The 13,942-nt window shown below is 68.9% G+C and carries 13 protein-coding genes; 11 read left to right on the top strand and 2 right to left on the bottom strand.

From position 1 onward, the window contains the following. Positions 1–41: 41 nt before the first annotated feature. From xylB to CIK77_RS12125, 5 genes are all read left to right on the top strand, one after another. Positions 42–1,523 carry a xylulokinase gene (gene xylB / locus CIK77_RS12105; RefSeq protein ID WP_170934057.1) on the top strand — a complete coding sequence of 494 codons (1,482 nt, stop codon included), beginning with the start codon at positions 42–44 and terminating at the stop codon, positions 1,521–1,523. Continuing rightward, complete coding sequence (locus CIK77_RS12110) at positions 1,520–2,221, top strand: hypothetical protein (RefSeq protein WP_087054069.1); 702 nt, start codon at positions 1,520–1,522, stop codon at positions 2,219–2,221. The genes xylB and CIK77_RS12110 overlap by 4 nt, the downstream gene beginning before the upstream one ends. Next, the gene (locus tag CIK77_RS12115; RefSeq protein ID WP_087054070.1) at positions 2,218–3,267 is read left to right on the top strand and encodes an NAD(P)-dependent alcohol dehydrogenase; all 1,050 of its coding nucleotides are present in this window, start codon (positions 2,218–2,220) and stop codon (positions 3,265–3,267) included. The genes CIK77_RS12110 and CIK77_RS12115 overlap by 4 nt, the downstream gene beginning before the upstream one ends. Continuing rightward, a complete protein-coding gene (locus CIK77_RS12120) occupies positions 3,264–4,028 on the top strand; it encodes an SDR family NAD(P)-dependent oxidoreductase (RefSeq protein ID WP_087054071.1) in 765 nt (254 codons plus the stop codon). Before CIK77_RS12115 ends, CIK77_RS12120 begins: the two co-directional genes overlap by 4 nt. A gap of 125 nt (positions 4,029–4,153) precedes the next feature. Next, on the top strand, positions 4,154–5,176 hold the full coding sequence (locus CIK77_RS12125; RefSeq protein WP_087054072.1) for a zinc-dependent alcohol dehydrogenase: 1,023 nt from the start codon (positions 4,154–4,156) through the stop codon (positions 5,174–5,176). Positions 5,177–5,268: 92 nt separating this feature from the next. On the opposite strand, the gene CIK77_RS12130 is transcribed toward CIK77_RS12125, so the two are convergent. Next, positions 5,269–5,853 (bottom strand): hypothetical protein, encoded by a 585-nt coding sequence (locus CIK77_RS12130; RefSeq protein ID WP_087054073.1) that lies wholly within the window; start codon positions 5,851–5,853, stop codon positions 5,269–5,271. Positions 5,854–6,096: 243 nt separating this feature from the next. Between CIK77_RS12130 and CIK77_RS12135 the strand changes: the two genes are divergently transcribed. The 6 genes from CIK77_RS12135 to CIK77_RS12160 all read left to right on the top strand — a co-directional run bounded on the left by CIK77_RS12135 (position 6,097) and on the right by CIK77_RS12160 (position 12,412). Beyond that, positions 6,097–6,966 (top strand): sugar phosphate isomerase/epimerase family protein, encoded by an 870-nt coding sequence (locus tag CIK77_RS12135; RefSeq protein ID WP_087054074.1) that lies wholly within the window; start codon positions 6,097–6,099, stop codon positions 6,964–6,966. A 38-nt stretch (positions 6,967–7,004) separates the two neighbouring features. Further along, positions 7,005–7,979: an ABC transporter substrate-binding protein gene (locus CIK77_RS12140; protein WP_087054075.1), complete on the top strand. Its 975-nt coding sequence runs from the start codon at positions 7,005–7,007 to the stop codon at positions 7,977–7,979. Positions 7,980–7,987: 8 nt separating this feature from the next. Next, entirely contained in the window at positions 7,988–9,550 is a 1,563-nt protein-coding gene (locus CIK77_RS12145) for a sugar ABC transporter ATP-binding protein (protein WP_087054076.1), read from the top strand. Beyond that, entirely contained in the window at positions 9,550–10,551 is a 1,002-nt protein-coding gene (locus CIK77_RS12150) for an ABC transporter permease (protein ID WP_087054077.1), read from the top strand. Before CIK77_RS12145 ends, CIK77_RS12150 begins: the two co-directional genes overlap by 1 nt. A gap of 119 nt (positions 10,552–10,670) precedes the next feature. Continuing rightward, entirely contained in the window at positions 10,671–11,198 is a 528-nt protein-coding gene (locus CIK77_RS12155) for an adenine phosphoribosyltransferase (RefSeq protein WP_087054078.1), read from the top strand. A 134-nt stretch (positions 11,199–11,332) separates the two neighbouring features. Beyond that, positions 11,333–12,412, top strand: a complete 1,080-nt coding sequence (locus CIK77_RS12160; RefSeq protein WP_087054079.1) for a VanZ family protein — start codon at positions 11,333–11,335, stop codon at positions 12,410–12,412. Positions 12,413–12,437: 25 nt separating this feature from the next. Here CIK77_RS12160 and CIK77_RS12165 read toward each other — a convergent pair whose 3' ends face one another. Then, a complete protein-coding gene (locus CIK77_RS12165; RefSeq protein ID WP_087054080.1) occupies positions 12,438–13,874 on the bottom strand; it encodes an NCS2 family permease in 1,437 nt (478 codons plus the stop codon). Between the last annotated feature and the right edge of the window lie 68 nt (positions 13,875–13,942).

Genomic DNA, 13,942 nt, shown 5'->3' on the forward strand with positions numbered 1-13,942 from the left:
GGCCACGGACACCAGAAGACCCTCCTCATACAGGACGTGATGTGACCAACCCCACCGCACCTGCCCGCGCGCTCGTCGCGGGCGTGGACTCCTCGACGCAGTCGTGCAAGGTCGAGCTGCGCGACGCGGCATCAGGCGCGCTCGTCGCGACCGGTTCGGCGGCGCACCCGCCGGTGACTCCGCCGGCCAGCGAGCAGGACCCACGGGCGTGGTGGGACGCGTTCGTCTCCGCGTTCCGTGAGGCGCGCTCGGCCGCAGCGCTCGGTGACCGCGTCATCGCGATCTCGGTCGCGGCGCAGTGCCACGGCCTGGTCGCGCTCGATTCCGCGGGGGAGCCCGTGCGAGCCGCCAAGCTCTGGAACGACACCACCAGCGCCGAGCAGATGACGCGCCTGCTCGACACCATCGGGCGCGAGCGCTTCGTGCGCGCCACGGGCACGCTTCCGACCGCAGCCTTCACGATCAGCAAACTGGCCTGGCTCGCTGAGCACGAGCCTGAGAACTTCGCGCGCACGCGCACCGTGCTTCTGCCGCACGACTACCTGACCTTCCGCCTGACAGGCGAGCGCGTCACCGACCGCTCCGACGCATCCGGCACCGGCTACTACGATGCCGCCCACGGGCGCTATCTGCCGGAGTTCCTCGCGCACATCGATCCGGATCGTGCGTGGGATGCCATGCTTCCGCGCGTGGCACATCCGGATGAGGCCGCGGGAACCGTGCACGCCGAGGCTCTCGGCGCCCTCGGCATCGCCGGTACCGTGCTGGTCGGCGCCGGCGGCGGCGACCAGCACGCCGCAGCCCTCGGGCTCGGGCTGCAATCCGGCGACGTCGCCTACTCGTTCGGCACATCCGGGGTCGTCTCGGCGCTCAGCGCGGACCCCACCTTCGATCTGTCAGGCGACGTCGACGGCGTCTCCGACATGACGGGCGGCTACCTGCCGATCTCATCGACGCTCAACGCCGCGAAGGTCACCGATGCCTTCGCCCGCATCCTCGGCGTCGGCCACGCCGAGCTCGACGCACTCGCGATGTCGGCGCCGCTGGACCGCAACGGTCCCGTGCTGGCTGCGTACCTCGACGGCGAGCGCACCCCGAACCTGCCGAACGCGGTCGGCATCCTCAGCGGGATCCGCACCGACTCGACGCGCGAGGAGGTCGCGCGCGCCGCGTACGAGGGCGTGGTGCTCGGCCTCATCGCCGCCCACCGCGCCATCGCACGCGAGGGCGTGGACACCTCGGCCGACGTGATCGCACTCGGCGGGGGAGCCCGCTCCTCGTCGTACCCGCAGCTCCTCGCCGACCTGCTCGGCCGCCCGGTGCACCGCACCGACGCCGAAGAGGCCACCGCGCGCGGTGGGGCAGTGCAGGCCGCTGCCGTCGCGACGGGTCGCTCTGTCGCAGAGGTGCGCACCGCGTGGGCACCGGCCCGTGAGGTCATCGCCTCACCGCGCGAGATCGACCGAGACCCGGCCGCCGCCTACGCCGCGACCGCGGCCGTGCGGACGTTGGACGACGCGTGAGTGCCGCCCGACCGGCCGAAGCCGTGGGAATAGCAGAGTGGGCCGTCGCGATCTCAGCTGATGCGCCGGACGGACCTCGTGCATCAGGGAGCCTCTACGCGGTCGCTCCCGCCGAGCGCGAGGCCGCTGCAACGGCGCTCGCCGCCCGAGGGCTGAACGTGCACGTCGACGTCGTCATCGATCCGGCCGGGCGCCACCGTGGGCTCACACCGGATGAGATGCGCGCCGCACGCGAGGCTGCGCCGGATGCGCGGCTCGAGGTGCACCTGATCGTCGACGGCGCAGAGCCAGGCGCCGATTCCGATCGCGCGGTCGGCGAGACGATCGCCGCGGCGATCGAGACGCGAGCGGCCGTCGTGATGCTGCCGCCCGAGCTGTGCGCAGATCCCGGTGCGCTCGTGGCCGCGCTGCGCAGCGCCGGCGTCGCCGTGTGGACCGCGATCGGCCCGCACGATGCGGCCGTCGTCCCCGCAGGTGCGGACGGTGCCCTTGTGATGCTGATCGAACCGGGCACACTCGACAGTGCGGACCCCGCACTCGTCGACCGGGTCGCCGAGCTGAGCAGGCGTCGCCCCGTCGGCGTCGACGGCGGCGTCACAGAAGAACTCGCCGAGCGGTGCATCGCCGCCGGTGCCACAACCATCGTTGCGGGGCGTGCACTGTTCGCCGCCGCACGCACAGGAGAGGAACAGCCATGACCACCGCCCTGCCAGACACCATGCGCGCCAGCGTGCTCACCGGTACGCAGTCGCTCGAGATCCAGGAGCGCCCCGTTCCCCGGGCCGGCCACGGTGACGTCGTCGTCGAGGTCGCCGCCGTCGGCGTGTGCGGTTCCGACACGCACTACTTCCGGCACGGCCGCATCGGCGACTTCGTCGTCACCGACCCGCTTGTGCTGGGGCACGAGCTGTCAGGGCGCATCGTCGCCGTGGGCGACGGCGTCGACCCCGCCCGCGTCGGACAGCGCGTCGCGGTCGAGCCGCAGCGCCCGTGCCACACCTGCCGCGAGTGCCTCGCCGGCCGCTACAACCTGTGCCCGCACATGGAGTTCTACGCGACGCCGCCGATCGACGGCGCCTTCTGCGGCTACGTGACGATCGAGTCGATCTTCGCCCACGCCGTGCCCGATGAGGTGTCTGACGAGGCCGCAGCGCTGCTCGAACCGCTGTCTGTCGCCATCACGACGGCCCGCAAGGCGCACATCGTGCCTGGTTCGCGCGTGCTCATCGCCGGCGCGGGGCCCATCGGCATCATCTGCGCTCAGGTCGCGCGGGCGTTCGGCGCGACCGAGATCATCATCAGCGACCTGGTCGCCGAGCGGCGCGAGCGCGCGCTGGGCTACGGGGCGACGAAGACGATCGCCCCGACCCAGGTCGACATCGCCACCGCGGGCCTCGACGTCGACGCGTTCATCGATGCCAGCGGCGCGCCGCGGGCCGTGTTCGACGGCATCAAGGCGATCCGCCCCGCGGGATACGCCGTGCTGGTCGGCCTCGGCAACTCCGAGATGAGCCTGCCCGTCGAGCACATCCAGAACCTCGAGATCTCGGTGACGGGCATCTTCCGCTACACCGACACCTGGCGCGTCGGCATCGAGCTGGTGGCGAGCGGTCAGGTCGACCTCGACTCGCTCGTGACCGGCCGATTCGACCTCGAGCACGCCGACGAGGCGCTCGACAGCGACAAAGACCCGAACAGCCTCAAGGCCGTCGTCTACCCGAACGCACAGAAGGAAAACGCATGACACAGATGTTCAGCCTCTCCGGGCTCACCGCCGTCGTCACCGGAGGGAACCAGGGCCTCGGCAAGGCGTTCGCGCTGGCGCTGGCCGAGAACGGCGCACGCGTGGCGATCGTCGCCCGCAACGCCGAGCGCAACGAGAAGATGGTCTCCGATGCCCGTGCGGCCGGTCACGAGATCCTCGCGATCACGGCCGACATCACCGACGACGAGCAGGTGGTCAGGATGACCGCGGAGGCCGTCGAAGGCCTCGGCGGCCGCGTCGACATCCTCGTCAACAACGCGGGAACCTGCTACCACAACGAGTCGTGGGACGTCACGGACAGCGAGTGGGACGACGTGTGGCAGCTCAACGTGCGCGCGCTGTGGAAGGCGTCGCTCGCCTTCGGCGCGCACATGCGTGAGAACGGCAGCGGCTCTGTCGTGAACATCGGCAGCATGTCGGGCCTGATCGTGAACCGCCCGCAGATGCAGCCGGCGTACAACGCCTCCAAGGCGGCAGTGCACCACCTCACCAAGTCGCTCGCCGTCGAGTGGGCGCCCCTGGGCATCCGGGTCAACGCCGTCGCCCCCGGCTACGTGAAGACCGAGATGGCCCCGGTCGACAAGCCGGAGTTCCAGCGCTACTGGATCGAGGACGCCCCCCAGCAGCGGGCAGCATCGCCCGAGGAGATCGCCCCCAGCGTGGTGTTCCTCGCCGGCCCCGCTTCGTCCTTCATCACCGGATCGGTCCTCGTCGCCGACGGCGGCTACACCGCGGCCTGAGCCACCCGCGCCCCGCTGCCGAGATGCGCACTTCTCGCCGAGATGCGCCGCTTTGGACGCAGATCTGAACGAAAAGTGCGCATCTCGCGAGCAGCGGCCGCACCAGAAACACCAGGGAGAACATCATGAAGGAGATCAGGAGAATCCTCGTCGAGGGCATCGACGAGGTCTCGGTGGAGACGGTTCCCGCTCCGGAGCCGGCGGCGGGCCAGGTGCTGGTGCGCAGCACGGTCGTCGGCATCTGCGGCTCAGACGTGCACGCGGCGCACGGCCGCCATCCGTTCATCGATCTGCCGTTCCGGCCGGGCCACGAGATCGTGGGCGTCGTCGCCGGCGTGGGTGAGGGCGTCGATCCGGATGTCGTCGGCAAGCGGGTCGTCATCGAGCCGAACCTCGCGTGCGGCGAATGCGAGCCGTGCCGCGAAGGGCGCTACAACATCTGCGCGACGCTCGATGTGTTCGGATGCCAGACCCCCGGTGGTCTCGCCGACGAGTTCGTGATCGGTGCGGACCGCGTCATCGAGCTGCCGGACGACCTCGACGACACCTGGGCATCTCTGATCGAGCCGCTCGCGACGCCGGTGCACGCCGTGCGCCGCGCCGGCGACCTGGCGGGACGCCGCGTCGTCGTGTTCGGGGCGGGCCCGATCGGGCTGTTCCTCGCGATCGCGGCGAAGGACGCAGGGGCCGAAGCCGTTGTGGTGGCCGACCTGGTCGCGAGCAAGCGCGAGCGCGCGGAGCGCCTCGGGGCGACGGGCACGTTCGACCCGACGTCGCCGACCGCGGCCGCCGACGCGAGGGCCGCGCTGGGCGGTGACGCGCACGTGGTGTTCGACGGCGTCTCGCGCGAGTCGACGGTGGCGCTCGGGATCGACCTGCTCTACAAGGGCGGCAGGCTGATGACTGTGGGCGTTCCGGCCGGGGGCACGCTCGTGCCGCTCGACCTCATCCAGGACCACGAGATCGAACTCATCGGCAACCTGATGTACGTGCGCGAAGACGTCGACCACGCCATCGCCCTGCTGCGTCGCAAGACCTTCGCGATCGACGAGCTGGTCACCGCGACCTTCCCCCTGGCGCAGACGGGCGACGCGTTCCGCGCCTCAGACGATCCGGAGCAGGTGAAGGTGCTCGTCACCGTGCCGTAGTCCGCCCGCCGAGATGCGCCGTTCTCGTCGAGATGCGCCGTTCTGGACGTGATTTCGGACGAGAACGGCGCATCTCGTGAGCGGTGCGCGCGTCAGGCGGGGTCGATGCGGAGCGTGTTCGACTCGCCCACGGTCTCGTCGCCGACGATCCGGATGGTGCGAGCGAGGTCGTCGAGGGGTGCGAGCACGGTGCCGAACCGCTCGCGGTCGGAGCACATCGCGCTCAGCGTGATCAGGTGCGTGCCGGTGTCCCAGGTGTAGGTCGCCGTCGGAGGCTGGTTGCGGTCGCTCGGCAGATCGAGCACCAGCTTCTCGCCCGTACCGAGGAACGGATTGCGGAAATCCTCGGTGTCGTCGTACTCCATCGGAGCCATGGCACGAGCCGCGCGCAGGTTCGGCGTCATCTCCTGCGTCTGCGCGATCGCCACGAGCAGCTCCGCGTCGTCGCGCCACACCCATGCGAGCATCCGGCCGTCCGCCTTCTTCAGCAGGGCAGGCGCGGCCTGGCTCAGCACCCACGCCCCGAACCTCCCCGCTGACCCCTCGAGCCCGAGCTGCTTGCGCGTCTGGGTCATCAGCATCCGGATGGCCGCCTTGCGATGCCTGCGCCCGGCGAACCCCATGGAACCCGTGACGGGGACCCAGAGCATCTCATCGGCGACAGCGGTCAGTCTCATGCCCTCAGCTTAGATGCCGCGTCGGGACGTGCGGCTCTGCGCGCCGAGTCGACGAGCAGCATCGGACCAGCTCGCGAGATGCGCACTGATTCGACGGATCGGCGTCCGAAGCGGCGCATCTCGACGAGAGGTGCGCATCTCGGCAACGGGGCGCGGGGGTGGCGCCGGAGGGGCGTGCGTGCGTATAGTCGGCACCGAAAGGCAACGTTGTCTTTCCATCTCAACGAGGAGAGGATCACTGCTATGCAGATCGGATGCCACGGGCTGGTATGGACCGGGAGCAACGACCCTGAGAGCTTCGAAGAGGCGGTCACCAAAACCCTCGCCGCCGGATTCGACCTGTTCGAGATGGCGCTGTTCGACCCCGAGACCTTCGACGTGGGCGCGGCACGCGAGATCCTCGCGAAGCATCCCGTCGCGGTTTCGGCGTCGATGGGGCAGGCGCGCGACAGTGACCCCAACAGCGAAGACCCCGCCAAGGTCAGAGCAGCCGAGAAGAAGCTGATCGCGGCGATCGATGTGCTCGAGGCACTCGGGTCAAAGTACTTCGTCGGCGCCCTCTACAGCGAGCTGCGCAAGTTCATGGCGCCTGCCTCGGCGACCGCCCGCGCGAACGCCGTCGGCGTCATCCGGACAGCGGCCGATCGCGCCGCCGATGCCGGCATCACCCTCGGTATGGAGGTGATCAACCGCTACGAGACGAACCTGTTCAACACCGGCCGCGGCGCCCTGAAGTTCCTCGACGAGGTCGATCGCCCGAACGTCGGTGTGCACCTCGACACGTACCACATGAACATCGAGGAGTCCGATATGGTGCAGCCCGTCGAGGACTGCATCGACCGACTCGTGTACGTGCACGTCGGCGAGAGCCACCGGGGGTACCTCGGCTCGGGCAACGTCGACTTCGACAACTTCTTCAAGGCGCTCGTCCGCTCCGGCTACGACGGCCCGGTCACGTTCGAGAGCTTCTCGTCGGCAGTCGTGCATCCGGAGCTCAGCGGCATGCTCGGCATCTGGCGCAACCTCTGGGACGACTCCGAGGACCTCGGAGCGCACGCGAACGCGTTCATCCGGGGCCAGCTGCGCGCCGCACAGACCATCGGAATGCACTGAACCGGGCGCGCACGCGCCCACTGAGAAAGGAAACGACAATGACGTCGAAGCGATTCATGATTGCCGCCATCGCGGGGGTCGGCCTGCTCGCGCTGGCCGGATGCTCTGACTCCTCCCCGGTCGATCCCGGTGAGGAAGAGGGCGACAGCGGCGAGATCACGAACGTCGGACTGATGGTCCAGGACATCTCCAACCCGTTCTTCGCGTCGATGCAGAGCGCGATGGAGGAGATCGCGGGCGAGGACGGCTTCACCCTCAACGTGCAGGACGGCCAGCAGGACCTCGGCGCGCAGAACAATCAGATCGACGCGATGATCCAGCAGGGCACCGACATCATCCTGCTCAACGCGGTCGACAGCGAGGGAATCGGTTCAGCGGTCGAACGCGCGATCGACGCCGGCATCACGGTTGTCGCAGTCGACGTCGACGCCGCCGGAGCACAGGCGGCGGTGTCGACGGACAACGTCGAAGCGGGACGGCAGGCCTGCACCGCACTTGCGGACAAGATGGGCGGCGAGGGCAATATGCTCATCGTCGACGGCACCCCGATCACCTCGGTGCAGGAGCGCGTCATCGGCTGCGAGGAAGTGCTGGAGGACTACCCGGACATCGAGGTCGTCGGCCATCAGAACGGCAACAACGACCGCGCCACGGGCCTCGATCTGACGACGCAGATGCTCACGGCGAACGACGACATCCAGGGCATCTTCGGCATCAACGACCCGACGGCGCTCGGCGCGACGCTGGCACTCGGCCAGGCCAGCCGCGAGGATGTCTGGGTCGTCGGAGTCGACGGGTCGCCTGAGGCGGTCACCGCGATGGAGGACGACGAGTTCCCGAACTCGAGCTTCTGGGCCACACCGGCGCAGCACCCGAACGAGATGGTGGCGCAGGCCTTCGAGGTCGCCAAGGACGTGCGAGACAACGGCGCTCCGGATGAGGCGGACCGGATCACGCTGGTCGATCCGTCGCTCGTCACCCGCGACACCGTGTCGGACTACGCCGGCTGGTGAGCTGAGCCATGACGGCTGCAGAGCACGTGCCGGGCGGCGCAGCGTCGCCCGGCACGGCGGCTGTCGCCGAGCCGCTGCTCGAGGTGCGCGGCATCTCGAAGCGGTTCGGCGCGACGCCCGCGCTCACGGATGTCGGCTTCGACATCCGGCCGGGCGAGATCCACTCGCTCACCGGCGAGAACGGCGCGGGCAAATCGACCCTGATGAAGATCATCACCGGGAACTATGCACCCGACACCGGAACGATCCTGGTGCGGGGCCAGCCGGTCACCTTCGCATCGCCGCGCGAGGCACAGGCGGCGGGCATCGCGATCATCCACCAGGAGCTGAACACGATCCCTGAGATGACCGTCGCCGAGAACCTCTCGCTCGGTCAGGAGCCGAACACCTTCGGCGTGCTCAACAGGCGCAGGCTCGTCGAGGAGGCCAAGAAGAAGCTGGCGCTGGTCGGCAGCGACATCGATCCGCGCACGCCGATCGGTCGGCTCAGCGTCGGCATGCAGCAGATGGTCGAGATCGCCCGCGCGCTCGCAGAGGACGCGCAGGTGCTCGTGCTCGACGAGCCGACCGCCGCGCTCAGTCAGAGTGAGAGCGCCAGACTGTTCGCACTGCTGGGGAAGATGCGCGAGCGGGGCATGGGGCTCGTCTACATCTCGCACCGCATGGAGGAGCTGTGGCGGCTCTCCGATCGGCTCACGGTGCTGCGCGACGGCAAGTTCGTCGGCACGAAGCGGATGTCGGAGACGAGCTCGCAGGAGATCGTCTCGATGATGGTCGGCCGCGAGATCAACGACCTCTACGGCCACACCGCCCGCGAGATCGGCGACGTGCGGCTCGAGGTGCGCGACGTCGCGGGCCGCGGCGGCATCGGGCCGGTGAGCTTCGACGTGCGCGGCGGCGAGATCGTCTCGCTGGTCGGGCTGATCGGTGCGGGTCGAACCGAGGTCGTCCGGATGATCTACGGCGCCGACAGGGCGACATCAGGTCAGGTGCTCCTGGACGGTGAGCCGCTGCGTTCCACCGATCCGAAGCGCAGCATCCGCGACGGCGTCGCACTGCTCCCGGAGAGCCGGAAGGAGCAGGCGCTGTTCCTCGAGCAGTCGGTGACGGAGAACATCGAGATCTCGACGCTGGGGCGGCACTCCACGTTCGGGGTGACCTCGAAGCGCCGGATGCGCCGGATCGTCCAGCCCATCTGGGACTCGCTGCGCGTGAAGGCCTCGTCGCCCGAGATCGAAGTGAAGTCGCTCTCGGGCGGCAACCAGCAGAAGGCCGTACTGGCGCGCATGCTGCTGCAGCAGCCACGGCTGCTGATCCTCGACGAGCCCACGCGCGGCGTCGACATCGGAGCCAAGAGCGAGATCTACCGGATCATCGACGAGATCGCAGCGGGAGGCGCCGCCGTGCTCATCGTCAGTTCCGACCTGCCGGAGGCGCTCGGCATCTCCGACCGCCTGCTGGTGATGCACGAAGGAGGGCTGGTGGCCGAACTCGACGCGGAGCAGGCCACGGAGGAATTGGTGATGGAGCATGCGACCGGCACGTTCCATGGTGATGAGAGGGAGGCGTGATGAGTACTGCCACAACCGCCCCGAGCGCGGCGACGTCGGTCGCACGCCGCGAGGAGCGCGTCCGGAAGCTGTTCTACTGGTGGGATCGCGTCGGCATTCTCGGCGTGCTCGTGCTGCTGATCGTGGTCGCGTCGTTCGCGTCGGACAACTTCCTATCGTTCAGCAATGCGATGGACGTGCTCCGCGCGATCTCGATCAACGCGATCATCGCCGCCGGCGTGACCATGATCATCCTGACGGCGGGGATCGATCTGTCTGTCGGATCGATTCTGGCGGTCGCCGGATGCGCAGGCGTGCTCCTGCACGTGGCAGGCCTGCCTGCACCCATCGCCGTGATCGGCGGCATCCTGGCAGGCGCACTCGCCGGAGTGCTCAACGGCACGCTCGTCGCCCTGCTCGTGCTGCCGCCGTTCATCGTGACGCTCGGTGCGATGACGTATCTGCGCGGCACGGCGTACGCGCTGCTCGACGGACAGCCGCTGATCGCGAACGACCTGTCGTACGAGGCGCTCGGGTCGAGCTACGTGTCGGTCGTGCCGACGCCGGTCATCATCATGCTGATCGTCTACGCGGTCGTGTGGTTCGTGCTGGAGCGCACCACATTCGGGCGGCACGTCTACGCGGTGGGCGGCAATCCGGAGGCCGCGCGCCTGGCGGGCATCAACGTGAAGAAGACGCTCGTGTGGGTGTACACGATCGGCGGCGCATGTGCAGGGCTCGGGGGCATCCTGTTCTCGGCGCGCGTGCTGTCTGCGCAGCCGAACGCGGGCCAGAGCTACGAGATGGACGCGATCGCCGCTGTCGTGCTCGGCGGCACGGCGCTGGCCGGCGGTCGCGGACGGATCCTCGGCACGCTCATCGGCGCGATGATCATCGGAGTGCTCTCGAACGTGCTGGTGCTCACCAACGTGCCGTACTTCTACCAGCTGATCATCAAGGGCGCGGTGATCGTGCTGGCGATCACGCTCGACTCGCTGCGCCGGTTGGGCCAATCCCGATAGTCACGAGTCGTCGAGATGCCCCGGAATGGTCCGAAACTGCGACCATACCGGGGCATCTCGACGATCGCCAGGCGGTTCGCGAGTGTGGCGTGGGGTGCGGGCGCGGGTAATCTGGCGGAGTGACGAACGCCGCGCTGGAACGTGCTGAATCGCTGATCGCCCAGATCCCGGACTACCCGGAGCCGGGGGTGCTGTTCCGCGACATCTCGCCGCTGATCGCGGACGGCGAAGCCATGCGCGCCGTGTGCGATGCGATCGTCGAGCCGTTCCGCGGATCGTTCGACATCGTCGCGGGCATCGAGGCGCGCGGCTTCCTGCTCGCCGGCTACATCGCAGCGCAGACCGGCGTCGGCATGCTGCCGATCCGCAAGGCAGGCAAGCTCCCGCGCCCGGCCGCCGCGGTGTCGTACTCCCTCGAATACGGCACCGCCACGATCGAGGGCCCGGATGTGCTGAAGCCCGGTGAGCGCGTGCTGCTGCTCGACGACGTGCTCGCCACCGGCGGCACCCTCGCCGCGGCGCATCAGCTGGTGGCAGATCTCGGCGCCGTCGTGGCGGGGACCGGGGTCATCCTCGAGCTCACAGGCCTCGGCGGCCGCGAGCGCGCAGGCGACGTGCGCACGGTGTTCACCGCACCCGCGTTCTGACGCCGCAGCGGCCGCGCACTCGCCGCAGGCTCACCCTCAGCGCAGCCCGGGCATCCGGAGACTTGAAGAAATGAGTCTGCACGGGAGACGTCTCCGGTGGGCGGGAGCCGCACGTCGCCCAGTAGCGTGAAGGGGTGAGCTCACAGGTCTATCCCGCCGTCGTCGCGATCATGCTCGGCGTCGGTCTCGCCATCGTTCTGTTCATCCCGTTCGTCGCGGTGCAGTACCGCAGGGCGGGGCGGCTGTCGCTCGTGCAGATGATGGTCTGGGGGAGCTTCCTGGTCTACGGACTCGCGCTGTGGACCTACACGCTGCTGCCGCTGCCGAACCCGGCGACGATCAGATGCGTCGGCGCGCAGACGACGCCGTTCCAGTTCGTCGACGACATCCTGAGCTATCCGATCGGCTCTCTCGGCGCGATCGCGCGCAACCCTGCCGTGATGCAGGTCCTGCTCAACATCGCGCTGTTCGTACCGTTGGGCTTCTTCCTCCGGATGGTGTGGCGCCGAGGGGTCGTGGTCACGACCATCGCCGGGCTGGCGATCTCATTCCTCATCGAGTGCACGCAGTACACCGGTGTGTGGGGCATCTACTCCTGCGGGTACCGACTCTTCGACGTCGACGACCTGATCGCGAACACCGCAGGAGCACTCGCCGGAGGCGTGCTCTCGCTCGCGCTGAGACCGACCCTGGCGCGGTGGGACGCGGCCTACGAGCCGCCGACGGCACGCCCCGTGACGTTCTGGCGCCGGATGCTCGGCATGCTGTGCGATGCCGTCGCGTACTGGCTGGTCGGCGCCGTCGCCGGTGTCGCGGTGAGCGGGTTCCTGCTCGTCGTCCTGGGCCGCGACCTCGGTGGCGAGTCGAAGCTGGCCGATATCGCCTTCACCGCGGTTCCGCTGGTGCTGTTCGGCCTGATCACGCTGACCACCGGACGCACCATCGGCGACGCGGCCATCGCCATCCGGTGGCAGGGCGGAGCGCGCCCGGAGATCGTGCGCAATCTGCTGCGCTACGTCGGGGGAGTGGGCGGGTGGCAGCTCGTGATCGCGTTCGCTCCTGGCCTCGATGCGCTGTTCGTGCTCGTCGTGGTGATCGCGCTGATCGCCACACCGGCCCGCGGCGGGCTGGCAGGCCTGATCTCCGGTGCCCGCCCCGTCGATTCCCGCGCCGAACCCGCCCGCACCGCCGAGCCGCCTGCCTCCGCTGACTGACCCGCGCCCCGCGCGTCCGGCCGCCTCAGACGCCGAGCAGCGCGCTGATCGGGTCGATCGTGAAGTAGATCACGAACAGTGCGCCGACGACCCACATCAGCGGGTGGATCTCGCGGGCCCGGCCTCGGGCGAGCTTGACGATGATGTAGGCGAGGAACCCGGCGCCGATGCCATCGGCGATCGAATAGGTGAACGGCATGAAAGCGATCGTGAGGAACGCGGGAAGTGCCACGTCGATCGACTTCCAGTCGATGCCTGAGACCTGTGTCAGCATCAGGAACCCGACCAGCACCAGCGCCGGCGCCGCCGCCTCGTACGGCACCAGCGCCACCAGCGGTGCGAATAGCGTCGACAGCAGGAAGGCGATGCCGGTCACGACGGAGGCGAGGCCCGTTCGCGCCCCCTCCGCGACACCGGCGGTCGACTCGACGAAGGCGGTGTTCGACGACACCGAGCCCGCGCCGCCGGCGATCGCGCCGACCGAGTCGACGATCAGGATCTGCTTGGTGCGCGGCGGGTTGCCGTTCTTGTCGAGCAGCTTCGCCTCACCGCCGATGGCGACCATCGTGCCCATCGTGTCGAAGAAGTCGGCGAGCATCACCGTGAACACCAGCAGCACGAGGGCGACGGGTCCGATGTGCACGAAAGCGCCGACGATGTCGAACTGGCCGAGCAGCGAGAAGTCGGGCAGCGCGAAGACTCCGTCGAAGGTCGGCGGCGAGTTGAAGCCGCCTGGATTGTCCTCGCCGCGCCCGCCGATGTGCATGGTGTTCTCGAGGATCACCGCGAGCACGGTCGAGGCGAGGATCGAGATCAGGATGGCGCCGCGCACCTTGCGCACGTGCAGCACGATCGCGAGCACCAGGCCGAAGACGAACACCAGGATCGGCCAGGTGCCGAGGTTGCCGAGCGAGAGGATGGTGCCGCCGTCGCCGACCACGAAGCCGGCGTTGGTGAGCCCGATGAGCGTGATGAACAGGCCGATGCCCACGCCGATCGCGGTCTTCAGCGGCGCGGGAACGGCGCGGAAGACGGCGGTGCGGAACCCGGTGAGCACCAGGATCAGGATGAGCACGCCTTCGATCACGATGACGCCCATCGCGTCCGCCCAGGTGACGTCGGGCATCGTGGCGATCGAGTACGCCACGATCGCGTTGATGCCCAGGCCCGCGGCCATCGCGAGAGGGAAGTTGGCGAGCAGACCCATCAGGATCGACATCACGCCGGCGATCAGCGCGGTCGCCGAGGCGATCATGCCGAGGTTCGGCGCGTCGCCGCCGCCGAGGAATTCGCCCGTGCTGTCGGGGGAGGTGCCGATGATCAGCGGGTTCAGCACGATGATGTAGCTCATCGCGAAGAAGGTGACGAGACCGCCGCGGATCTCGGTGCCGATCGTGGAGCCGCGCTCCGAGATTCTGAAGAAGCGATCGATTGCGTTCGGGCGCGCCGTGGTCGTCGTCATGAGGTCATCGTTCCATTGCTAGGGGAGAACCGCGAGAGGAATGCGCGGAACAGAGGCCGGATCTCCAC

The organism is Microbacterium sp. JB110 (genome assembly GCF_003335195.1).
Classification (GTDB): domain Bacteria; phylum Actinomycetota; class Actinomycetes; order Actinomycetales; family Microbacteriaceae; genus Microbacterium.